Genomic DNA, 16,219 nt, shown 5'->3' with positions numbered 1-16,219 from the left:
ATTGGACAGGCACCGGCCCGATCCAAGCCCCCGGGCCCAACCTTCGTCCCTTCGAGGGACCACTTGCCGCGAGGCGAGCATGGCGGGTCGGTGCACCAAACGTCTGAAGGCCCCTCACCACCCGGTGAGGGGCCTTCTTCCGTCGGTCCCGTAGGGTCCGTCAGCCGTGCAGCAGCGCGGGCACGCCGGCCGCGTCCGGCAGGTCGTCCGGGCCCGACAGCACGGTCAGCCGCTGGGTCGCCCGGGTGAGCGCGACGTACAGCACCCGCAGGCCGGCCTCCGACTCGCCGGCGATGCCGGTCGGATCGGCCACCACGGTCGCGTCGTACTCCAGGCCCTTGGCCTCCAGGCTGCCCAGCACCACCACGCGCTCGCCCAGGCCCTCGGCCCACCCGGCCGCCTCGGCCCGGCGGTCCATCGGCACCACGATCGCCACCGTGCCGTCCACCTCGCCCAGCAGCCGGTCCAGCTCGTCCCGGGCGGCCCGGCCGAAGGCCTCCGGCGAGGGGTCGGTGACGGCCGCGAAGCGCGGCTCCACGCCGACGTGGCGCACCGCGCTCGGCGAGGGCGTGCCCGGCGCCGCCAGGGCCAGCACCTTCGCCGCTACCTCGGCGATCTCGGCCGGGTTGCGGTAGTTCACGGTCAGCGTGAAGCGGCGGCGCGGCTTGCCCGACAGCACCTCGTCCAGCGCGGCCTGGGCCTCCTGCGGGAACGGCCAGGAGGACTGCGCCGGGTCCCCGACGATCGTCCAGGTGGCCATCCGGGAGCGGCGGCCGATCATCCGCCACTGCATCGGGGTGAGGTCCTGCGCCTCGTCCACGATCACGTGGGCGTACTCCTTGCGCTCCACCGGCTGGCGCTCGCGCTGGCGGCTGGAGCGGTCGGCGAAGGTGGTGACCTCCTCCAGGCCGGTCAGCAGGTCCATCGCGTCCACCTCGCGGACCTTCGGCCTGGCCGGCTCGCCCAGGAGCAGCTGCAGCTCGTCGATCAGCGCGACGTCGTGCGCGGACAGCGCGCCCTCCCCGGCGGGCGACAGGTGGCGCCAGGAGGCGGCCAGCAGCCTGGCCTCGTCCGGGGTGACGGCGCGGCGGGCGATCCGGTTGGTGTGGCGGTGCTGCTTGAGCGTGCCGAGCACCTTGCGCGGGGTCAGGGCCGGCCACCAGGCGTCCAGGAAGTCGAGGAACGGCGCCTCGTCCGAGACGTACTCGTCGAAGCTCTCCTTCTCCTCCTGACGCTGCTCGCGGGCGTAGTGGTCGGTGGGCTTCGGCAGGTCCTTGACGACCTCCTGCCACAGGGCGTCCAGCAGCAACCTGCGGGCACGCGGGCGCAGCAGGTTCAGCGGGGTGCCGCCGGAGCCCACCACGTTGCCGCGCACGGCCTTCAGGCGGGCCGCGTCCAGCTTCAGCACCTCGCCGCGGGCGACCACCTTGAGTTCCTGCGGCGCGCCCAGCTCCAGGGCGGCGCGCGCGGCCCGGCGCAGCAGCTGCACCATCCGGGCCGAGCCCTTGACCCGGGCCGCCTCGGGGGTGTCGTAGGTCATGGCCTCGATGCCGTCCACCAGCGAGCCGACGGCCCGGATGGCGACCTGGCCCTCCTCGCCGAGCGCGGGCAGCACGCCCTCGGTGTAGGACACCAGCAGCGGGGTCGGCGAGACCACCAGGATGCCCCCGGCGTAGCGGCGGCGGTCCTGGTAGAGCAGGTACGCGGCGCGGTGCAGCGCGACGGCGGTCTTGCCGGTGCCCGGGCCGCCGGTGACCAGGGTGGCGCCCGCGGCGGGGGCGCGGATCACCTCGTCCTGCTCCTTCTGGATCGAGGAGACGATGTCGCGCATCGAGTGGCTGCGGGCGCGGCCCAGCGAGGCCATCAGCGCGCCGTCGCCGACCACGGCCAGCTCCTCGCCGTCCAGGGTCGGGGTGAGGTCGGGGCGCAGCAGGTCGTCCTCGACGCCGATCACCTTGCGGCCCTTGGAGCGGATCACCCGGCGGCGGATGACCCGGCCCGGCTCGACCGGGGTGGCGCGGTAGAACGGCGCGGCGGCGGGGGCCCGCCAGTCGATCACCAGGGGGCCGTACTCGGCGTCCAGCACGCCCAGCCGTCCGATGTGGAGGGTCTCGGCGACGGCCGGGTCGGCGGGGTCGAGCGGCGTGTTCGAGGGGATGCCGTGCTCCTCCGGGGCGTCCGCCCGCTGGAGGTCGATCCGGCCGAACAGGAAGTCCTCGAACTCGTTGTTGAGGCGCTGGAGGTGCGCGCCGGCCCGGTAGACCTGGGCGTCGCGCTCGGCGAGTGCGCCGGGGGTGCCGACGTGGACCCGCTTGGCGGCGTCCTCCAGGATGTACTCGGCCTCGGCGAGCTTCTCCTCCAACCGGTGGTAGACGGTGTCGAGGTGCTGCTGCTCACCGGCGATCTCGCGCGCGCGGACGGTCTCGTGATCGGCGGTGGGGGTGGTGTCCGTGTTGCTCTGCATGGCCTCGGTGGTTGCGGCGGAATCCGGCTCCGGAAAACGAGCGGACGGATGATCCTACGCCGCGAGCCCCGGGGCGCGCTGCTCCGGAACGTACAAAAATCGAAGGCCGCCCTCCGCGGAGCGGTGGGCGGCCTTCGATGTCAACATGGGGTGGTGGAGATGCCGGGAATCGAACCCGGGTCCAGTGGAGTCAATTCAGGGCTTCTCCGAGCGCAGTCCGCTGTGCTTTTCTCGGCCCTGGCGGTCACGCGGACAAGCCGCCAACAGGCCCAGCTGCTGTTTGATTTCCCATCCGCCCCCGCAGCCCGGGCGGACGGTTGAGTTCCCTAGATTATGCCAGGGTCCGGGTCGGGAACTCCCCGGTCTGACACCCAAGCGCTATCGGTGCTTATTAGGCAGCGAGAGCGAACTGCTGGGAATCGCGCTTAGAGTTGGCGATTATTTTTTTGCGACACGTGGTTTACGAGATCATTGCCGCGTTCCTCGGCTCGCTTCCCCTGTTTCAACATCCCCTGTCGAAACCGATCATCCCCATGTTTTTTTGAGAAACAGCCGGACGGTGACCGTCCGTGTTGCTTGCGCCATAGTACGCGAGGCGACGGGCGAGGGTCCAGCGGATTAACGCTGGCGCCGCCGGGCGGCCGCCACGGCGCGCGCCGCCTCGCGGGTGTCCTGCTTCTCGCGGAGCGTCTGGCGCTTGTCGTACAGCTTCTTGCCGACGGCGAGGGCGAGCTCCAGCTTCACCCGGCCGTCCTTGAAGTACAGCGAGAGCGGGACCAGGGTGTGGCCCGCGTCGCGGACCTTGGTCTCGATCTTGCGGATCTCCAGCTTGTGCAGCAGCAGCTTGCGCTTGCGCCGGGCCGCGTGGTTGGTCCACGTCCCCTGGGTGTACTCGGGGATGAAGACGTTGTCGATCCACGCCTCGTGGTTCTGGATGTAGGCGTAGCCGTCGACCAGGTTGGCCCGCCCCTCGCGCAGTGACTTGACCTCGGTGCCGGTGAGTACGAGGCCGCACTCGTAGGTGTCGAGGATCGTGTACTCGTGCCGCGCCTTCTTGTTCTGCGCGATCAGCTTGTGTCCCGTTTCCTTTGCCATAGCGCGGCCATTCTCGCACCCCGGGGCGCGGTCGGGCAGCTGCTTTAGGCGCGGGTGCCGAGCCCGGCCAGCACCCGCAGGGCGAGCGCGTCGGCGTCCTCGCCGGTGGCCGCCGGGACGTCGGGGGCGAGGCCGGTGCCGTCGAGGGAGCGGCCGGCCGGGGTGAAGTAGCGGCCGACGGTCATCTCCAGCACCGCGCCGTCGGCGAGCCGGCTGGGCTGCTGGACGGTGCCCTTGCCGAAGGTCCGGGTGCCCACCACCACGGCGCGGCTGCGGTCCTGCAGGGCGCCGGCGAGCAGTTCGGCGGCGCTCATCGTGCCGCCGTCCACCAGCACCACCAGCGGGGTGCGCTGGTCACCGCCGCGCGGGGCGGTCAGCTCCCTGGTCTCGCCGCGCTCCTGGTACGAGCCGACCGGGCCGCCGTCCAGGAAGATCCCGGCGGTGCCGGCCGCCTCGTCGACCAACCCGCCGGAGTTGCCGCGCAGATCGAGCACCACACCGGTGTGCGGGGCGCGCAGCGCGGCGCGCACCCGGTCGGCCACGCCGCTGGTGAAGGCGCGCACGGCGATCCGCAGCACGCCCTTGTCCAGGTGCTCCGCGGCGACCTGCTGGCTGTCCAGCAGCGCGCGCCGCAGCCGCAGTTCGCGCACCTCGCCCTCGCCGCGGCGGACTTCCAGGGTGACCTCGGAGCCGGCCTTGCGCCCGTCGCCCTGGCCGCGCAGCCGCGCCACCACCTCGGTCACCGGCAGGCCGTCGGCCTGGTCCGCGTCGACCCGCAACAGCCGGTCGCCGGGGGCGATCCCGGCCGCGGCGGCCGGGCCGCCGGGCGCGACCTGGGAGACCTCGGTGACGCCGTCCTCGCCGCGGCCGACGGAGAGGCCGACGCCCAGGTATCGCCCGTCCAGGCCCTGGCTGAACTCGGCGTACTCCTGCGCGCTGTAGTACGCGCCCCAGCGGTCCCCGTTCGTCCCCAGCAGGTGCTCGGCCTGCTGCTCGGACAGGGCGGTGCCGGACGGGTCCGCCGGGAGCCCGCCGCCCGTGGCCCGGGCGGCGTCGGCGGAGGGACGCGGCGGCAGGTCGCCCGGCTCGCCCCAGGCCCCGGTCGCCGCGCCGGCCAGCAGGACGGCGCCGAACACCAGGCTGAGGACGGCCACCTGACGTGCCCCGCGCGGAGTTTGCAGCATGGACCGGAGTGTAGACACCGCGTCGCGCGCGGCGGGCCCGAACGGGCGAGCGCGGAACGGCGACGGCCCCGGACGGCGCAGTGCCGTCCGGGGCCGCCGAGGCGCCGGGATCAGACCTTGAGGTACTTGCGCAGCGTGAAGAACGCCGCGATGCCGGCCATGCCCATACCGACCACGACCAGCAGCGGTATCACCGCGAGCACCGAGCCGAGGCCGATGAAGTGGATGAACTGCACCCGGTCGGCCAGCCAGTTCTGGACGAAGAAGTGCCCGCCGATCAGCAGTCCGGAGGCCATCGCGGCACCGAGCAGCGCGGCGAACGCGGCCTCGGCGATGAACGGCATCTGGACGTAGAAGTTCGAGGCACCCACCAGGCGCATGATGCCGGTCTCGCGCCGCCTGCTGTACGCCGACACCCGGACGGTGTTGACGATCAGCAGCAGGGCCACGAAGAGCATCAGCACCATGATCACGAAGGCCGCCGTCTGGAGGCCGTTGAGCAGGCCGAAGAGGTTCTCCAGGATCTTCCGCTGGTCCTCGACCGACTTCACGCCGGGCTTGCCGGCGAAGGCGCTCTGGATCACGTCGTACTTGGTCGGGTCGTTGAGCTTGACCCGCCAGGACTGCGGCATGGCGTCCGGGCCCAGGACGGAGATGAGCGGGTTGTCCGGGTTCATCTCCTTCCAGTGCTTGTACGCCTCCGGGGAGCTCTCGTAGGTGGACGACTGGACCACCGAGGTCATCTTGTCCAGCTGGTCCTTGATGTCCTGGACCTGCTGGTCGGTGGCCGCGCCCTTGTCGCACTGGGGCGAGTTGCGGGCGTCCGCCTTGGTGCAGAAGTAGATGCTCACCTCGACCTTGTCGTACCAGTACCCCTTCATGGAGTTCACCTGGTCGCGGACCAGGAGCGAGGAACCGGCGAGGGCGAGGGAGAGCGCGACGCTGACCACGACCGCGATGGTCATGGTCAGGTTGCGTCGGAGACCCACACCGATCTCCGACAGGACGAACTGGGCACGCATGCGGGAAACAACTCCAGGGTCGGTACTGCGGGGTCGGGCGGTTCGGGCCGGCGGCCCCACGGGTCAGCGCTGGTCGGTCAGTGCTGGTACCCGTAGACGCCGCGGGCCTGGTCGCGGACGAGCAGCCCCTTGTCGAGCTCGATGACGCGCTTGCGCATCTGGTCGACGATCGCCTGGTCGTGGGTGGCCATCAGCACCGTGGTGCCGGTGCGGTTGATGCGGTCGAGCAGCTTCATGATGCCCACCGAGTTCTGCGGGTCGAGGTTGCCGGTGGGCTCGTCCGCGATCAGCAGCATCGGGCGGTTCACGAAGGCGCGGGCGATGGCCACGCGCTGCTGCTCACCACCGGACAGCTCACCGGGCATGCGGTCCTCCTTGCCGCCGAGGCCGACCAGCTCCAGCACCTCGGGCACCACCTTGTTGATGGCGCTCTTGGGCTTGCCGATCACCTCGAGGGCGAAGGCCACGTTCTGCGCGACCGTCTTGTTGGGCAGGAGGCGGAAGTCCTGGAAGACGGTGCCCAGCTGGCGGCGCATGTGCGGCACCTTCCAGTTGGACAGCTTGCCCAGGTCCTTGCCCAGGACGTGCACGGCACCCGTGCTGGGACGCTCCTCGCGCAGGCACAGGCGCAGGAAGGTGGACTTCCCCGAGCCGGACGAGCCGACCAGGAAGACGAACTCACCCTTCTCGATCTCCAGCGAGACGTTGTCCAGGGCGGGACGGTTCTGCTTGGGATAGGTCTTGGAGACGTTGTCGAATCTGATCACGGCTGCATCACGGAGGCCATCCTAGGCGGCGCCAGTCCTCGGTCGGTCCGCCCCGGAGGCCCGGTCCGGGGGCGGGCGAAAGGAGCGCAGAGGGCCGCTCCCGGTCTGGGACCATACGCGAATCGGCAACCGGCCCGCAGGGCCGTCCCGGGACCGCCCCCGGAATCCGGTGAGGAATGTCCGGTTATGCCCCGAATATTGCGAGCCATCTCACAGCCCGGGAGCCGGAACCGCCGGAACCTGGCAGAGTGGGAGGTGGCGACCGCTTCCGGCCGCTCCCCCGTACAGGGCAGGAAAGGGAACCAAAGCCCCGTCCGGTGCGTTGGCCAAGCAGCGAGGAGGAGATCGCATGACGTGCGACCATCTGGTGTGCGCCAACTGCAACGGCCGCGTCAGCGAGGGGCGTTGCCCGGTCTGCCGCGCCAACCGGGCCCGGCTGCAGGAGCAGCAGGGGCCATTCGCGGCGCTCTCGCCCGCGATGCTGCTGGCCCTGCTGGCCGGGCTGCTCGCGGTGGCGTTGATCGCCCGGCAGGCGCTGGTCTGAGTCCGCCCGCCCTGGAACGCGCCGAAGACGTCCGTGGACGCCCGACGGCGTCCACGAGAACGCGCGAGGACGTGCGAGAGGGCCCCGACCACTGCGGTCGGGGCCCTCTCGCACGTCCTGTGCCGGTTACTCGGCGCTGGTCTCGCGCTGCTTGCGCCAGCGGATGCCGGCCTCGATGAAGCCGTCGATGTCGCCGTCCAGCACGGCCTGCGGGTTGCCGGCCTCGTACGCGGTGCGCACGTCCTTCACCATCTGGTACGGGTGCAGCACGTAGGAGCGCATCTGGTTGCCCCAGGAGCTGCCGCTGTCCTTGAGCGCGTCCATCGCCGCCTTCTCCTCCTGGCGGCGCCGCTCCAGCAGCTTGGCCTGGAGGACGTTCATCGCGGACGCCTTGTTCTGGATCTGCGAGCGCTCGTTCTGGCAGGAGACCACGATGCCGGTCGGGAGGTGCGTGATGCGCACCGCCGAGTCGGTGGTGTTGACGCCCTGGCCGCCGGGGCCGGAGGCGCGGTAGACGTCCACGCGCAGGTCGCCCTCGTCGATGTCGACGTGGTCGGCCTGCTCGACGACCGGGAGGACCTCGACACCGGCGAAGGAGGTCTGCCGGCGGCCCTGGTTGTCGAACGGCGAGATGCGGACCAGACGGTGGGTGCCCTGCTCGACCGAGAGGGTGCCGTAGGCGTACGGCGCCTTCACGGTGAAGGTCGCGGACTTGATGCCGGCCTCTTCGGCGTACGAGGTGTCGTACACCTCGGTGGGGTACCCGTGCCGCTCGGCCCAGCGCAGGTACATGCGCATCAGCTGCTCGGCGAAGTCGGCGGCGTCCACGCCACCGGCCTCGGCACGGATGTTGATCAGCGCCTCGCGGGCGTCGTACTCGCCGGACAGGAGGGTGCGGACCTCCAGCTCCTCGACGGCCTTCTGGAGGGAGACCAGCTCGGCCTCGGCCTCGGCGCGGGTGTCCGCGTCGTCCTCGGCCTCGGCCAGCTCGAACAGCACGCCCAGGTCGTCGATGCGGCCGCGCAGGCCCTCGACCCGGCGCAGTTCACCCTGGAGGAAGGAGAGCCGGCTGGTCACCTTCTGCGCGTTCGCGACGTCGTCCCACAGGGTGGGGGCGGCTGCCTCCTCCTCCAGGACCGCGATGTCGGCCCGGATCTTGTCCAGGTCGAGGACGGCCTCGATCGACCCCATGGTCGTATCGAGGTTCTTGAGCTCTTCGGAAGGATCGACGGCTGCCACGCCCCCAGGGTAATGGTTCCGGGGGTGGTCATGACGACACCCCCGGATCCCCCGGGGTCACGGCCCGGTCCGCGGCCGCGCTACGGCGCCCGCGGGGCGGTGCCGTGCACGGCCGGGCGGGCCGGGTGGCCGGCGTCCGGGCCGGTGGCCGCGAAGGCCGTCCAGGCCGCGGCGGCGCCCGCCAGCAGCAGCACGGTGGCCAACAGGACGGCCAACACCCGGCGGCGGCGCAGCAGCGCCTGGCGGTCCCTGCGGTGGCCCGGGGCGGCGCGCTGGGCGCGGGACTCGGCGGCGTACGCGGCCAGCTCCTCGGCGGACGGGCGGCGCAGGCTGGTGTGGGTGTCCCGGGTGGAGTCCGGCGCGGCGCCGGGCACCAGCGGGACGGCCGGGCCGCGGCGGCGCTTGTGCAGGCCGGGGCCGGCGTCGACCTCGGCGTAGACGGCCTCGCCGGGGGTCAGCTGCTCCTCGGCCGGGGCGCGGCCCTGGGCGGGCACGACGAGCACCGGCAGGCCGGCCAGTGAGGGCAGCTGCTCGCGCAGCCGGGCGGCCAGCTCGGCGGCGCGCAGCCGGGAGGCGGGGGCCTTGGCCAGGCACTCGGAGATGATCCGCCACAGGCCGTCCGGCAGGCCGGGGATCGGCGGCACCTGCTCGGTGACGTGCCGGCGCAGCACGGCGCCGGTGTGGCCGCCGCCGAAGGGGGTGAAGCCGGCCAGCAGCTCGTACAGGACGGTGGCGAGGGCGTAGATGTCGACGGCGGCGCGCGGCTCCAGGCCCTCGATGATCTCGGGGGCCAGGTAGTCGGGGGTGCCGATGATCCGGGTGGCCCGGGTGCGGCGCGGGGCGTCGACCAGGCGGGCCACGCCGAAGTCGGTGAGCTTGGCGCGCGGGGCGCCGCCGGGGCCGGGGGCGGCGGCGAGGTCGAGCAGGACGTTCTCCGGCTTGACGTCGCGGTGGACGATCCCGGCGGCGTGCGCGGCGGCCAGGCCGTCGGCGACGTCGGCGATGATCGAGGCGGCGGTCTGCGGGGGCAGCGCGCCGTCCCGCTCCAGCCGGGAGCGCAGGTCGGTGCCCTGGACCAGCTCCATCACCAGGGCGAGGTCGCTGCCGTCCACGACCATGTCGCGTACGCCGACCACCCGGGGGTGGTCGAGGCTGGTCAGCGCGGTGCGCTCCTGGACGAAGCGGCCGACCAGCACCTGGTCCGAGGCCAGGTCCTCGCGCAGCAGCTTGACCGCCACCGGGCCGTCGGGCCCCTCACCGAGCCAGACCGTCCCGGCCGAACCCCGGCCGATCACCTGGTGGACGGTGTACCGGCTGCCGATCTTGCGTGCCAATGCTGCTCCGTGGGCGGCGCGGGAGCGCTCCGGGGGTCCGGTTCGCTCGGTGGGGCGGGACAACAGCGACCAACCTACGCGCCCGGAGGCCCTGCGGGGGCCGCCTGAGGGGCCCGGAGCGGGAGTCTCGGGCGGGAAATCTCGTGAATTGTCGACAAAGCGTCAATCTCGCCTCCGGCAGGGGGCGGAGGGCCTGGGGCGGACCGCCCCGGCCCTCGGACCCCGCCCGGACCGCCCGGGCCACGGCGCGGACGGCGCTACCTCCCGACGACGCTGTCCACCCAGTCCCGCGCCGAGTCGAACCAGCCCACGACGTTGTCCCAGTAGTGCGGCAGCGGGGTGAAGTTCCACAGCGCCAGCGCGGCCACCGCCAGCACCAGCAGCACCATCAGGCAGCCCTTCAGGCAGCCGAGCCCCGGGATGTACATCCGGTTGCGGCTGCGCGGGCGCGGCTCGCGGGCCGGCGCGGGCTCGCGGCGGGCCCGCTCGCGCGGCGGCTCCTCGCGGCGCGACGGGGCCTCCCGGTACTGCGGCGCGGGCGGGTCGGCCCGGCGCGGCACCGGGGTGGGCGCGGGCGGCGGCGGGTAGTCGCCCTGCGGCCGGCCGTACCCGGCCGGGGCCTGCCGGTAGCCGCCCGGGGGCTGGGGGCGGCCGCCGGGCCGGCCCCCCTGGCCGCTCTGGCCGCCCTGTCCGGCCTGACCGCCCTGTCCGGCCTGGTAGGGCGGCGGGGCCACCGGCGGGCGCTGGGCGTAGCCGGGCGGCGGGGCCTGCCGGTAGCCGCCCGGCGGCTGCGGCCGGTAGCCGGGCCGTCCGCCCGGCGCGCCCTGGCCGGGCTGCCCGCCCGGTCCGGCCTGGTACGGCGCGGGCGCGACCTGCGGCTCGCCGTACTCCTCGTAGTCCTCGGGGCCGAAGTAGCCGACCTGGGTCTGCTGGTTGCGGTCCCGCGCCGCCCGCAGCTGGGTCTGCCACGGGTGCGGCGCCTCCTCCTGCGGCGCCGGCGGCGCGACGGGCGGGGGCGGCGGCACGGCGGCGGGCGGCATCACCTGGGTGCGGTCCTGGGCGCCGTACGGGGGCGCGGGCGGCGGCTGGGTGCTCATCACCCGGGTCGCCGCGGCGGGGTCGTACTGCTGGCCGCCGGGAGCGCTCGGGGGCAGCACCTGCGTGCGGTCCTCGGTGCCGGCCGGCACCCCGGGGACGGCGGGGGCGGTGCCGGGGACGACGGTGGGTTGCGGGTCCGGCTGCAGCAGGGCGGCGACCGCCAGCGCCTCGTCCACCGCCGCCGGGGAGGCGTGCACGCCGACCCCCGCCGCGACCACCCGCAGGGCGCGGGCCAGCGAGGTGGCACCGGGCCGCTGGGCCGGGTCCTTGCGCAGGCAGCGCTCGATCACCGTCCAGAGCGGCTCGGGCATGGTGCTGGGCCGCTGCGGCTCCTGCGCCAGGTGGGCCTGGAGGACGGCGAGCGCGCTGTCGCCCTGGAACGGCTGACGGCCGGTGACCAGCTCGTACAGCATGATCCCGGCGCCGTACACGTCCACCGCGGAGGTCTGCGGACGGCCCTCGGCGGACTCCGGCGCGACGTAGGCGGGGGTGCCGACGAACTCGTGGGTGCGGGTGACGCCCGGGGAGTCGGCGAGGCGGGCGATCCCGAAGTCGGTCAGCAGCGGGTGCATCTGCTCGACGCCGTCGACCACGGTGGAGGCGAGCAGCACGTTGGCCGGCTTGAGGTCGCGGTGGACGATCCCGTCCGCGTGGCTGGCCGCCAGCGCGTCCGCGACCTGGGCCATCAGCAGGGCGCCCGCGATCGGGCTGAACGGGCCGTTGGCGCGCAGGTAGCGGGCCAGGTCGGGGCCCTCCACCAGGTCCATCACCAGGGCCAGCAACTCGCCCTCGACGACCAGGTCGCGGACCCGGACGATGTTGGGGTGGGTCAGCCGCAGCAGCAGGGAGCGCTCGCGCAGGAAGCGCATCACGACGTCCGGATCGGCGGCCAGCTCCTCGCGCAGCACCTTGATCGCCACCCGCTGGCCCGGCTCGCTGCCCGGCACCCGCACGTCCTCGCGCACCACACCGCGCCAGACGGTGCCGGTCGCACCCCGTCCGAGGGTCTCATCCAGCAGATACTTGCTGCCGACTGGCCGCACCTGTCGCACTCCTCGCCGTGCCGCCCGCGCGGGGCGCTCCTCCGCCGGTGCGGTGAGCCTGCCGGGCCCGTGTCTGCGGCCACTCTAACGGTGTCCGTTCGGGTTTTCGGGGGGAGCGGCGGGCCATCCGAGGAGGGTTGGGGGACTTCCCCTAGGGGAGGACCCGGAGGAGTCGGCGGCCCTGCTCAGGGAGCCGCCGGGACAGTGGTTGACCTGACCCACCGTCGCCTCGACGATGGCGATGATCGCAAGATCGTCAAATCCGGTACCGTGCGCGGACCGTCCGTGACGGATGGCAGGATGGACACTCGCCACTCGTGTGGCCCAATGGGGTCGCCGCGGCCGCCCGGTGCGTCCGCGACGGCGCCGGGGTACCAGGCTTCACACCAGCAGAAGGGACCCGCGGGCGAGATGCAGATCCGGCTGACCGTCCTCCGACCGCGCAGCGGCCCGACCGCCGCCGGCTCCGCCATCCCCTACGTGGACGTGCTGGTCACCGCGCCCGTCGGCACCGCGCTCGGCGCCATCGCGGGCGCCCTCGCCGGCGCCGTGGGCGTGCGCGGGCCGCGGGCCGCCACCCACGTGCACCTGTACGCCGGGGCGCACCGGGTGGACGAGCACACCCTGCTCGGCCACCCCCCGCTGCTCGACGGTGCCGTCCTCAGCCTCAACGAGCCCGACCCGACCGCCGACGACGACGCCGACGACACCAGGGCCGCCGCGGAACTGCGCGTGATCGGCGGTCCGGACGCCGGCGGCGTGCACCGGCTGCACGGCCGGGAGATCCGGATCGGCCGTTCCGGTGAGGCCGACGTCCCGCTCGACGACCCGGACGTCTCCCGGCTGCACCTCTCCCTGCACCTCACCGAGGACGGCCGGATCTCCGTGCGCGACCTCGGCTCCACCAACGGCACCACCCTGGACGGCCGGCTCGTCCCGCCCGCCCCGGCCGAGGCCGCCGTCCCCCTGGAGCCCGGCGCCCTGCTGCGGATCGGCGAGTCGACCCTGCAGGTGACCGCCGCCGACCCGGTCGAGACCGCCGGGTCCGCCCGCGCCGCCCTGCCCGACGGCCACGGCCACCTCCAGCTCGCCGCCCCCGGCCCGGCCCGGCCCGCGCCGCCCGTGGCCGAGCCGCCCGCCGCCCCCGAGCCCGCGCCGGGCCGCGGCCGCGGCCTCTTCTCCCTGCTGCCCGGCCGCACCGCCGAACCCCCCGGCCAGGAGAGCGCCGAACGCCACCACACCGCCGTACGGCTGCGCCAGGCCGCCGCCCAGCGCGAGCGCTGGCCCGACCTCGCCACCCTGCTGCTCAACGCCGTCGGCCCCGGCCCCCGGCTGTGGGAGCGCGGCCCCGGCCACCCCGACGCGCTCACCCTGCGGCTCGGCACCGCCGACCGCCCGGGCGGCCCCGGCACCACGCCCGGCACGATGCTGCCCGCCGTCCCGGTCACCCTCGACCTGCAGACCGCCGGCAGCCTCGGCCTCTGCGGCCCCCGCGAACGCCTGGACGCGCTCACCCGCGCCGTCGTCGCCCAGCTCGCCGCGCTGCACCCGCCGAGCGGCCTGAGCCTGGTCGTGGTCGACGCCGACCCGGCCCGCGCCCCCGAGGAGCGCGCCGACACCTGGGCCTGGGCCCTGTGGCTCCCCCACCTGCGCCCGCTCGACGGCCAGGACTGCCGCCTGCTGCTCGGCCTGGACGCCGACCAGGCCACCGCCCGGCTTACCGAGCTCACCGCCCGGCTCAGCGGCCCCAGCGGTCTCGGCGGCCACCCGGCCACCGTCGTCGTGGTCGACGGACGCCCGGCCACCGACACCGCCCGGCAGGCGCTCGACCTGCTGCTGCGCCAGGGTCCGGCGGTCGGCATCTTCCCGATCTGCCTCGCCGAACAGCCCGAGCTGCTCCCCCGGGGCCTCGGCGCCACCGCACTGATCACCGGCGAGGTCGGCACCCAGCTCTCGCTGGACCGCCCGGTCGCCCGGGGCCGCGAGACCCTGCACGAGGTCTCGCTGGACGCCGTCTCCGACGCCTGGGCCGAGCGGCTGGCGCGCGTCCTCGCCCCGCTGCGCGAGGCCGCCCCGGCCGCCCGCGGCCCACTGCCCGACGCGCTGCGCCTGCTCGACCTGCTGCAGCTCGACACCGTCACCCCGGCCAAGCTGTCCGCCCGCTGGGCCGCGCACGCGAGCGGCATCGGCGCCGCCACCGCGCTGCTCGGCACCACCCGGGACGAGCTCTGCACGCTCGACCTGGCCGACCCCGAGCTCGCCCTCCCCTCCCCCGACCCGGGCGGCCCGCACCTGCTGATCGGCGGCGCCCGCGGCTCCGGCAAGACGGAACTGCTGCGCACCCTGGTCGCCTCGCTCGCCGTCTCCGAGCGCCCCGAGCGGCTGGCCGTCACGATCGTCGAGGGCCGGGCCACCGAGGACGGCCTGGACGGCTGCACCGAGCTCCCGCACGTCACCGGCCTGGTGAACGCCGCCCGCGACCCGCGCGCCGCGCTGCTCGCGGCCGAGGCACTGGAGGACGAACTCGCCCTGCGGGAGCGGCTGTTCGACGGGCTGGACTTCGCCTCCTGGCACGCCGCGCGCATCCTGGACGGCCGCCAGGAGCTGGGCGGGGAGACCGACCGGCAGGAGGCCTCGGACCACCCGCAGGTGCCGGTGCCCGTCACCGTCGGCGCCGGTGCCGCCGCCCCGGCCCGGATCATCGCGCCGCGCGGCGCGGAGGGCTCCCGGCCCGTCGCGGCCCCGGCGCCCGCCGGGCCGGCCCAGCCCGTACCCGCCCGCCTGGTCGTCGTCGTGGACGACTACGACGCCCTGCTCTCGCCCACCTCCCCGGCCGGCCGCCCGCTCGCCCGCGCACTCGCCGACGTCGCCCGCCGCGGCGGCCCGCTCGGCGTCCACCTCGCCGTCGCCACCGGACGCCCGGAGGAGAGCGCCGGGACCGAGGTGGACGAGGCCGCCCTGCTGCGGATCGCGCTGCGCACCGACGACCCGGCCGACTCCGACGTGCTGATCCACCTCGGCGACGCGGCCGCCCTCCCCGAGGACACCCCAGGCCGCGGCTACCTCCGGCTGCCGGACGGCGGCGTCACCGCCTTCCAGACCGCCCGGATCAGCGGCCGCATCCCGCGCACCGCCACCCTGCGGCCCACCGTGGTCGCGATAGACCCGCTCCAGCTCGGCGCCCCGCCCGCCCGCCGCCCGGTCCGCGAACTCGGCAACGGGCCCACCGACCTCGCCCTCCTCGCCAGCGCCCTCCAGCGCGCCGCCGCCCGGTAGCCCCGCCCTCCTTGTCCCGCGCGGGAAGTCGATCCAGTCGACTTCCCGCGCAGGACAAGGGAGCGGTTCGCACTCCGTGTAGCCGTTGTGCTACTTTCCGCATCATCAACAGAACATGGAAGACCCCGGCGGTGGTGGAACACCCCGGGGTCCGGCACAGGAGCTACCACTCCCAATGCAGATTCATCGTAGCGCCCACGCGCGCTGTTTCACCGTACTTCCGAACGGCCTCCTCCAGGACCGCCGCCTCAGCTACACCGCCCGGGGCCTCCTCGCGGACCTGCTCTCCCGCCCCGACGGCTGGCGCGAGGACGGGCGGCACATGGCCGACACCAGCCCGCAGGGTCGCGGCGCCGTCCGCAGGGCGCTCAAGGAGCTCAAGGACGCCGGGTATTACCGCGTCGACACGGTTCGACTGCCCAACGGCACCGTGCGCTCCGAGGCCCACGTCTTCGACACGCCCCAGCTTTCAGCGGCACCGGTTGTCCCCCACCCGGCCGCCGGTGAGCGGAGTACCGGCCCCGCTGCCACTCCTTCCGTAAAGAACCCGGACGAAGTACCCACCCTCCCCGTCCAGTTGACGCAAGCCGATGAGCAGACCCGCAGGGCGGTGGCAGCGCTGTTCCGCGCGATCCGGCCCGAGCCCCGGCTGCGCCTCGGCGAGGGCGAGGCCCTGCAACTGGCGCCGCTCGTCGCCCAGTGGCTGGAACGCGGCAGCACGGCGGCCGAGTTGGCCCAGGCCCTGATCCCCGGGCTGCCTTCGCCCCTGCACTCGCCGGCCGCGATCCTCCGCGACCGCCTCCGCCGCAAGATGCCACCCGCGCATTCAGGACCCCAGCCACCGACCTACGCGGAGTGCGCCACGTGCCACGACCCGGTGCCCCGCCCCGGCATCTGCCGACCCTGCGCCGGCCTCGGCACCAGAACCACCCCGGTCGGCACCGGCGTTGCCGCCCTCCCCGGCGGCATCGCCCGCGCCCGCGCGGCGCTGCGCGGGCACGGGCCCCTCACCCCCGCTCCCTGCTGCTGAGACGGGGTACGCGCGCCCCCGGGCCCCTCCCCGTCCGGCCCCGCGCGGCACCGCGCGGCACCGCGTCCACGCATGCGGAAGGGGCCCGCGTCCGTGGACGCGGACCCCTTCGGTGCGGCTGTC

At 74.3% G+C, this 16,219-nt stretch carries 11 protein-coding genes and 1 other RNA gene; 3 read left to right on the top strand and 9 right to left on the bottom strand.

Features of this window, described 5'->3' with window-relative positions:
- Positions 1-160: 160 nt before the first annotated feature.
- The 6 genes from ACZ6Y7_RS24900 to ftsE all read right to left on the bottom strand — a co-directional run bounded on the left by ACZ6Y7_RS24900 (position 161) and on the right by ftsE (position 6,532).
- Positions 161-2,464, bottom strand: a complete 2,304-nt coding sequence (locus tag ACZ6Y7_RS24900) for a HelD family protein (RefSeq protein ID WP_465760144.1) — start codon at positions 2,462-2,464, stop codon at positions 161-163.
- A 151-nt stretch (positions 2,465-2,615) separates the two neighbouring features.
- Positions 2,616-2,997, bottom strand: a transfer-messenger RNA (tmRNA) gene (gene ssrA, locus ACZ6Y7_RS24895).
- 85 nt (positions 2,998-3,082) lie between these two features.
- Entirely contained in the window at positions 3,083-3,559 is a 477-nt protein-coding gene (gene smpB / locus ACZ6Y7_RS24890) for an SsrA-binding protein SmpB (RefSeq protein WP_350564104.1), read from the bottom strand.
- A 44-nt stretch (positions 3,560-3,603) separates the two neighbouring features.
- Positions 3,604-4,743 carry a S41 family peptidase gene (locus ACZ6Y7_RS24885; protein ID WP_465760143.1) on the bottom strand — a complete coding sequence of 380 codons (1,140 nt, stop codon included), beginning with the start codon at positions 4,741-4,743 and terminating at the stop codon, positions 3,604-3,606.
- Positions 4,744-4,853: 110 nt separating this feature from the next.
- Positions 4,854-5,765: a permease-like cell division protein FtsX gene (ftsX, locus tag ACZ6Y7_RS24880; protein ID WP_465760142.1), complete on the bottom strand. Its 912-nt coding sequence runs from the start codon at positions 5,763-5,765 to the stop codon at positions 4,854-4,856.
- 77 nt (positions 5,766-5,842) lie between these two features.
- Complete coding sequence (ftsE, locus tag ACZ6Y7_RS24875) at positions 5,843-6,532, bottom strand: cell division ATP-binding protein FtsE (protein ID WP_030059730.1); 690 nt, start codon at positions 6,530-6,532, stop codon at positions 5,843-5,845.
- A 349-nt stretch (positions 6,533-6,881) separates the two neighbouring features.
- Between ftsE and ACZ6Y7_RS24870 the strand changes: the two genes are divergently transcribed.
- Entirely contained in the window at positions 6,882-7,076 is a 195-nt protein-coding gene (locus ACZ6Y7_RS24870; protein ID WP_465760141.1) for a hypothetical protein, read from the top strand.
- 126 nt (positions 7,077-7,202) lie between these two features.
- Here the strand turns inward: ACZ6Y7_RS24870 and prfB are convergent, their stop codons facing one another.
- From prfB to ACZ6Y7_RS24855, 3 genes are all read right to left on the bottom strand, one after another.
- Positions 7,203-8,315: a peptide chain release factor 2 gene (prfB, locus tag ACZ6Y7_RS24865; protein WP_465760140.1), complete on the bottom strand. Its 1,113-nt coding sequence runs from the start codon at positions 8,313-8,315 to the stop codon at positions 7,203-7,205.
- Positions 8,316-8,395: 80 nt separating this feature from the next.
- Positions 8,396-9,649: a serine/threonine-protein kinase gene (locus ACZ6Y7_RS24860; RefSeq protein ID WP_465760139.1), complete on the bottom strand. Its 1,254-nt coding sequence runs from the start codon at positions 9,647-9,649 to the stop codon at positions 8,396-8,398.
- Positions 9,650-9,906: 257 nt separating this feature from the next.
- Positions 9,907-11,790, bottom strand: a complete 1,884-nt coding sequence (locus ACZ6Y7_RS24855; RefSeq protein ID WP_465760138.1) for a serine/threonine-protein kinase — start codon at positions 11,788-11,790, stop codon at positions 9,907-9,909.
- 411 nt (positions 11,791-12,201) lie between these two features.
- On the opposite strand from ACZ6Y7_RS24855, the gene ACZ6Y7_RS24850 reads away from it, so the two are divergent.
- Positions 12,202-15,066 carry an FtsK/SpoIIIE domain-containing protein gene (locus ACZ6Y7_RS24850; protein ID WP_465760137.1) on the top strand — a complete coding sequence of 955 codons (2,865 nt, stop codon included), beginning with the start codon at positions 12,202-12,204 and terminating at the stop codon, positions 15,064-15,066.
- Positions 15,067-15,241: 175 nt separating this feature from the next.
- Positions 15,242-16,096 (top strand): hypothetical protein, encoded by an 855-nt coding sequence (locus ACZ6Y7_RS24845; RefSeq protein WP_465760136.1) that lies wholly within the window; start codon positions 15,242-15,244, stop codon positions 16,094-16,096.
- The last annotated feature ends 123 nt before the right edge of the window (positions 16,097-16,219 follow it).

The sequence above is a fragment of the Kitasatospora sp. NPDC053308 genome, from assembly GCF_055585785.1.
This window is presented reverse-complemented; position numbering and strand designations above follow the sequence as displayed.

Coding starts and splice junctions, on each gene's coding strand:
- smpB (WP_350564104.1), bottom strand. CDS start 3,559: ATGGCAAAGGAAACGGGACACAAGCTGATCGCGCAGAACAAGAAGGCG.
- ACZ6Y7_RS24885 (WP_465760143.1), bottom strand. CDS start 4,743: ATGCTGCAAACTCCGCGCGGGGCACGTCAGGTGGCCGTCCTCAGCCTG.
- ACZ6Y7_RS24850 (WP_465760137.1), top strand. CDS start 12,202: ATGCAGATCCGGCTGACCGTCCTCCGACCGCGCAGCGGCCCGACCGCC.
- ACZ6Y7_RS24870 (WP_465760141.1), top strand. CDS start 6,882: ATGACGTGCGACCATCTGGTGTGCGCCAACTGCAACGGCCGCGTCAGC.
- ACZ6Y7_RS24900 (WP_465760144.1), bottom strand. CDS start 2,464: ATGCAGAGCAACACGGACACCACCCCCACCGCCGATCACGAGACCGTC.
- ACZ6Y7_RS24845 (WP_465760136.1), top strand. CDS start 15,242: ATGCAGATTCATCGTAGCGCCCACGCGCGCTGTTTCACCGTACTTCCG.
- ftsX (WP_465760142.1), bottom strand. CDS start 5,765: ATGCGTGCCCAGTTCGTCCTGTCGGAGATCGGTGTGGGTCTCCGACGC.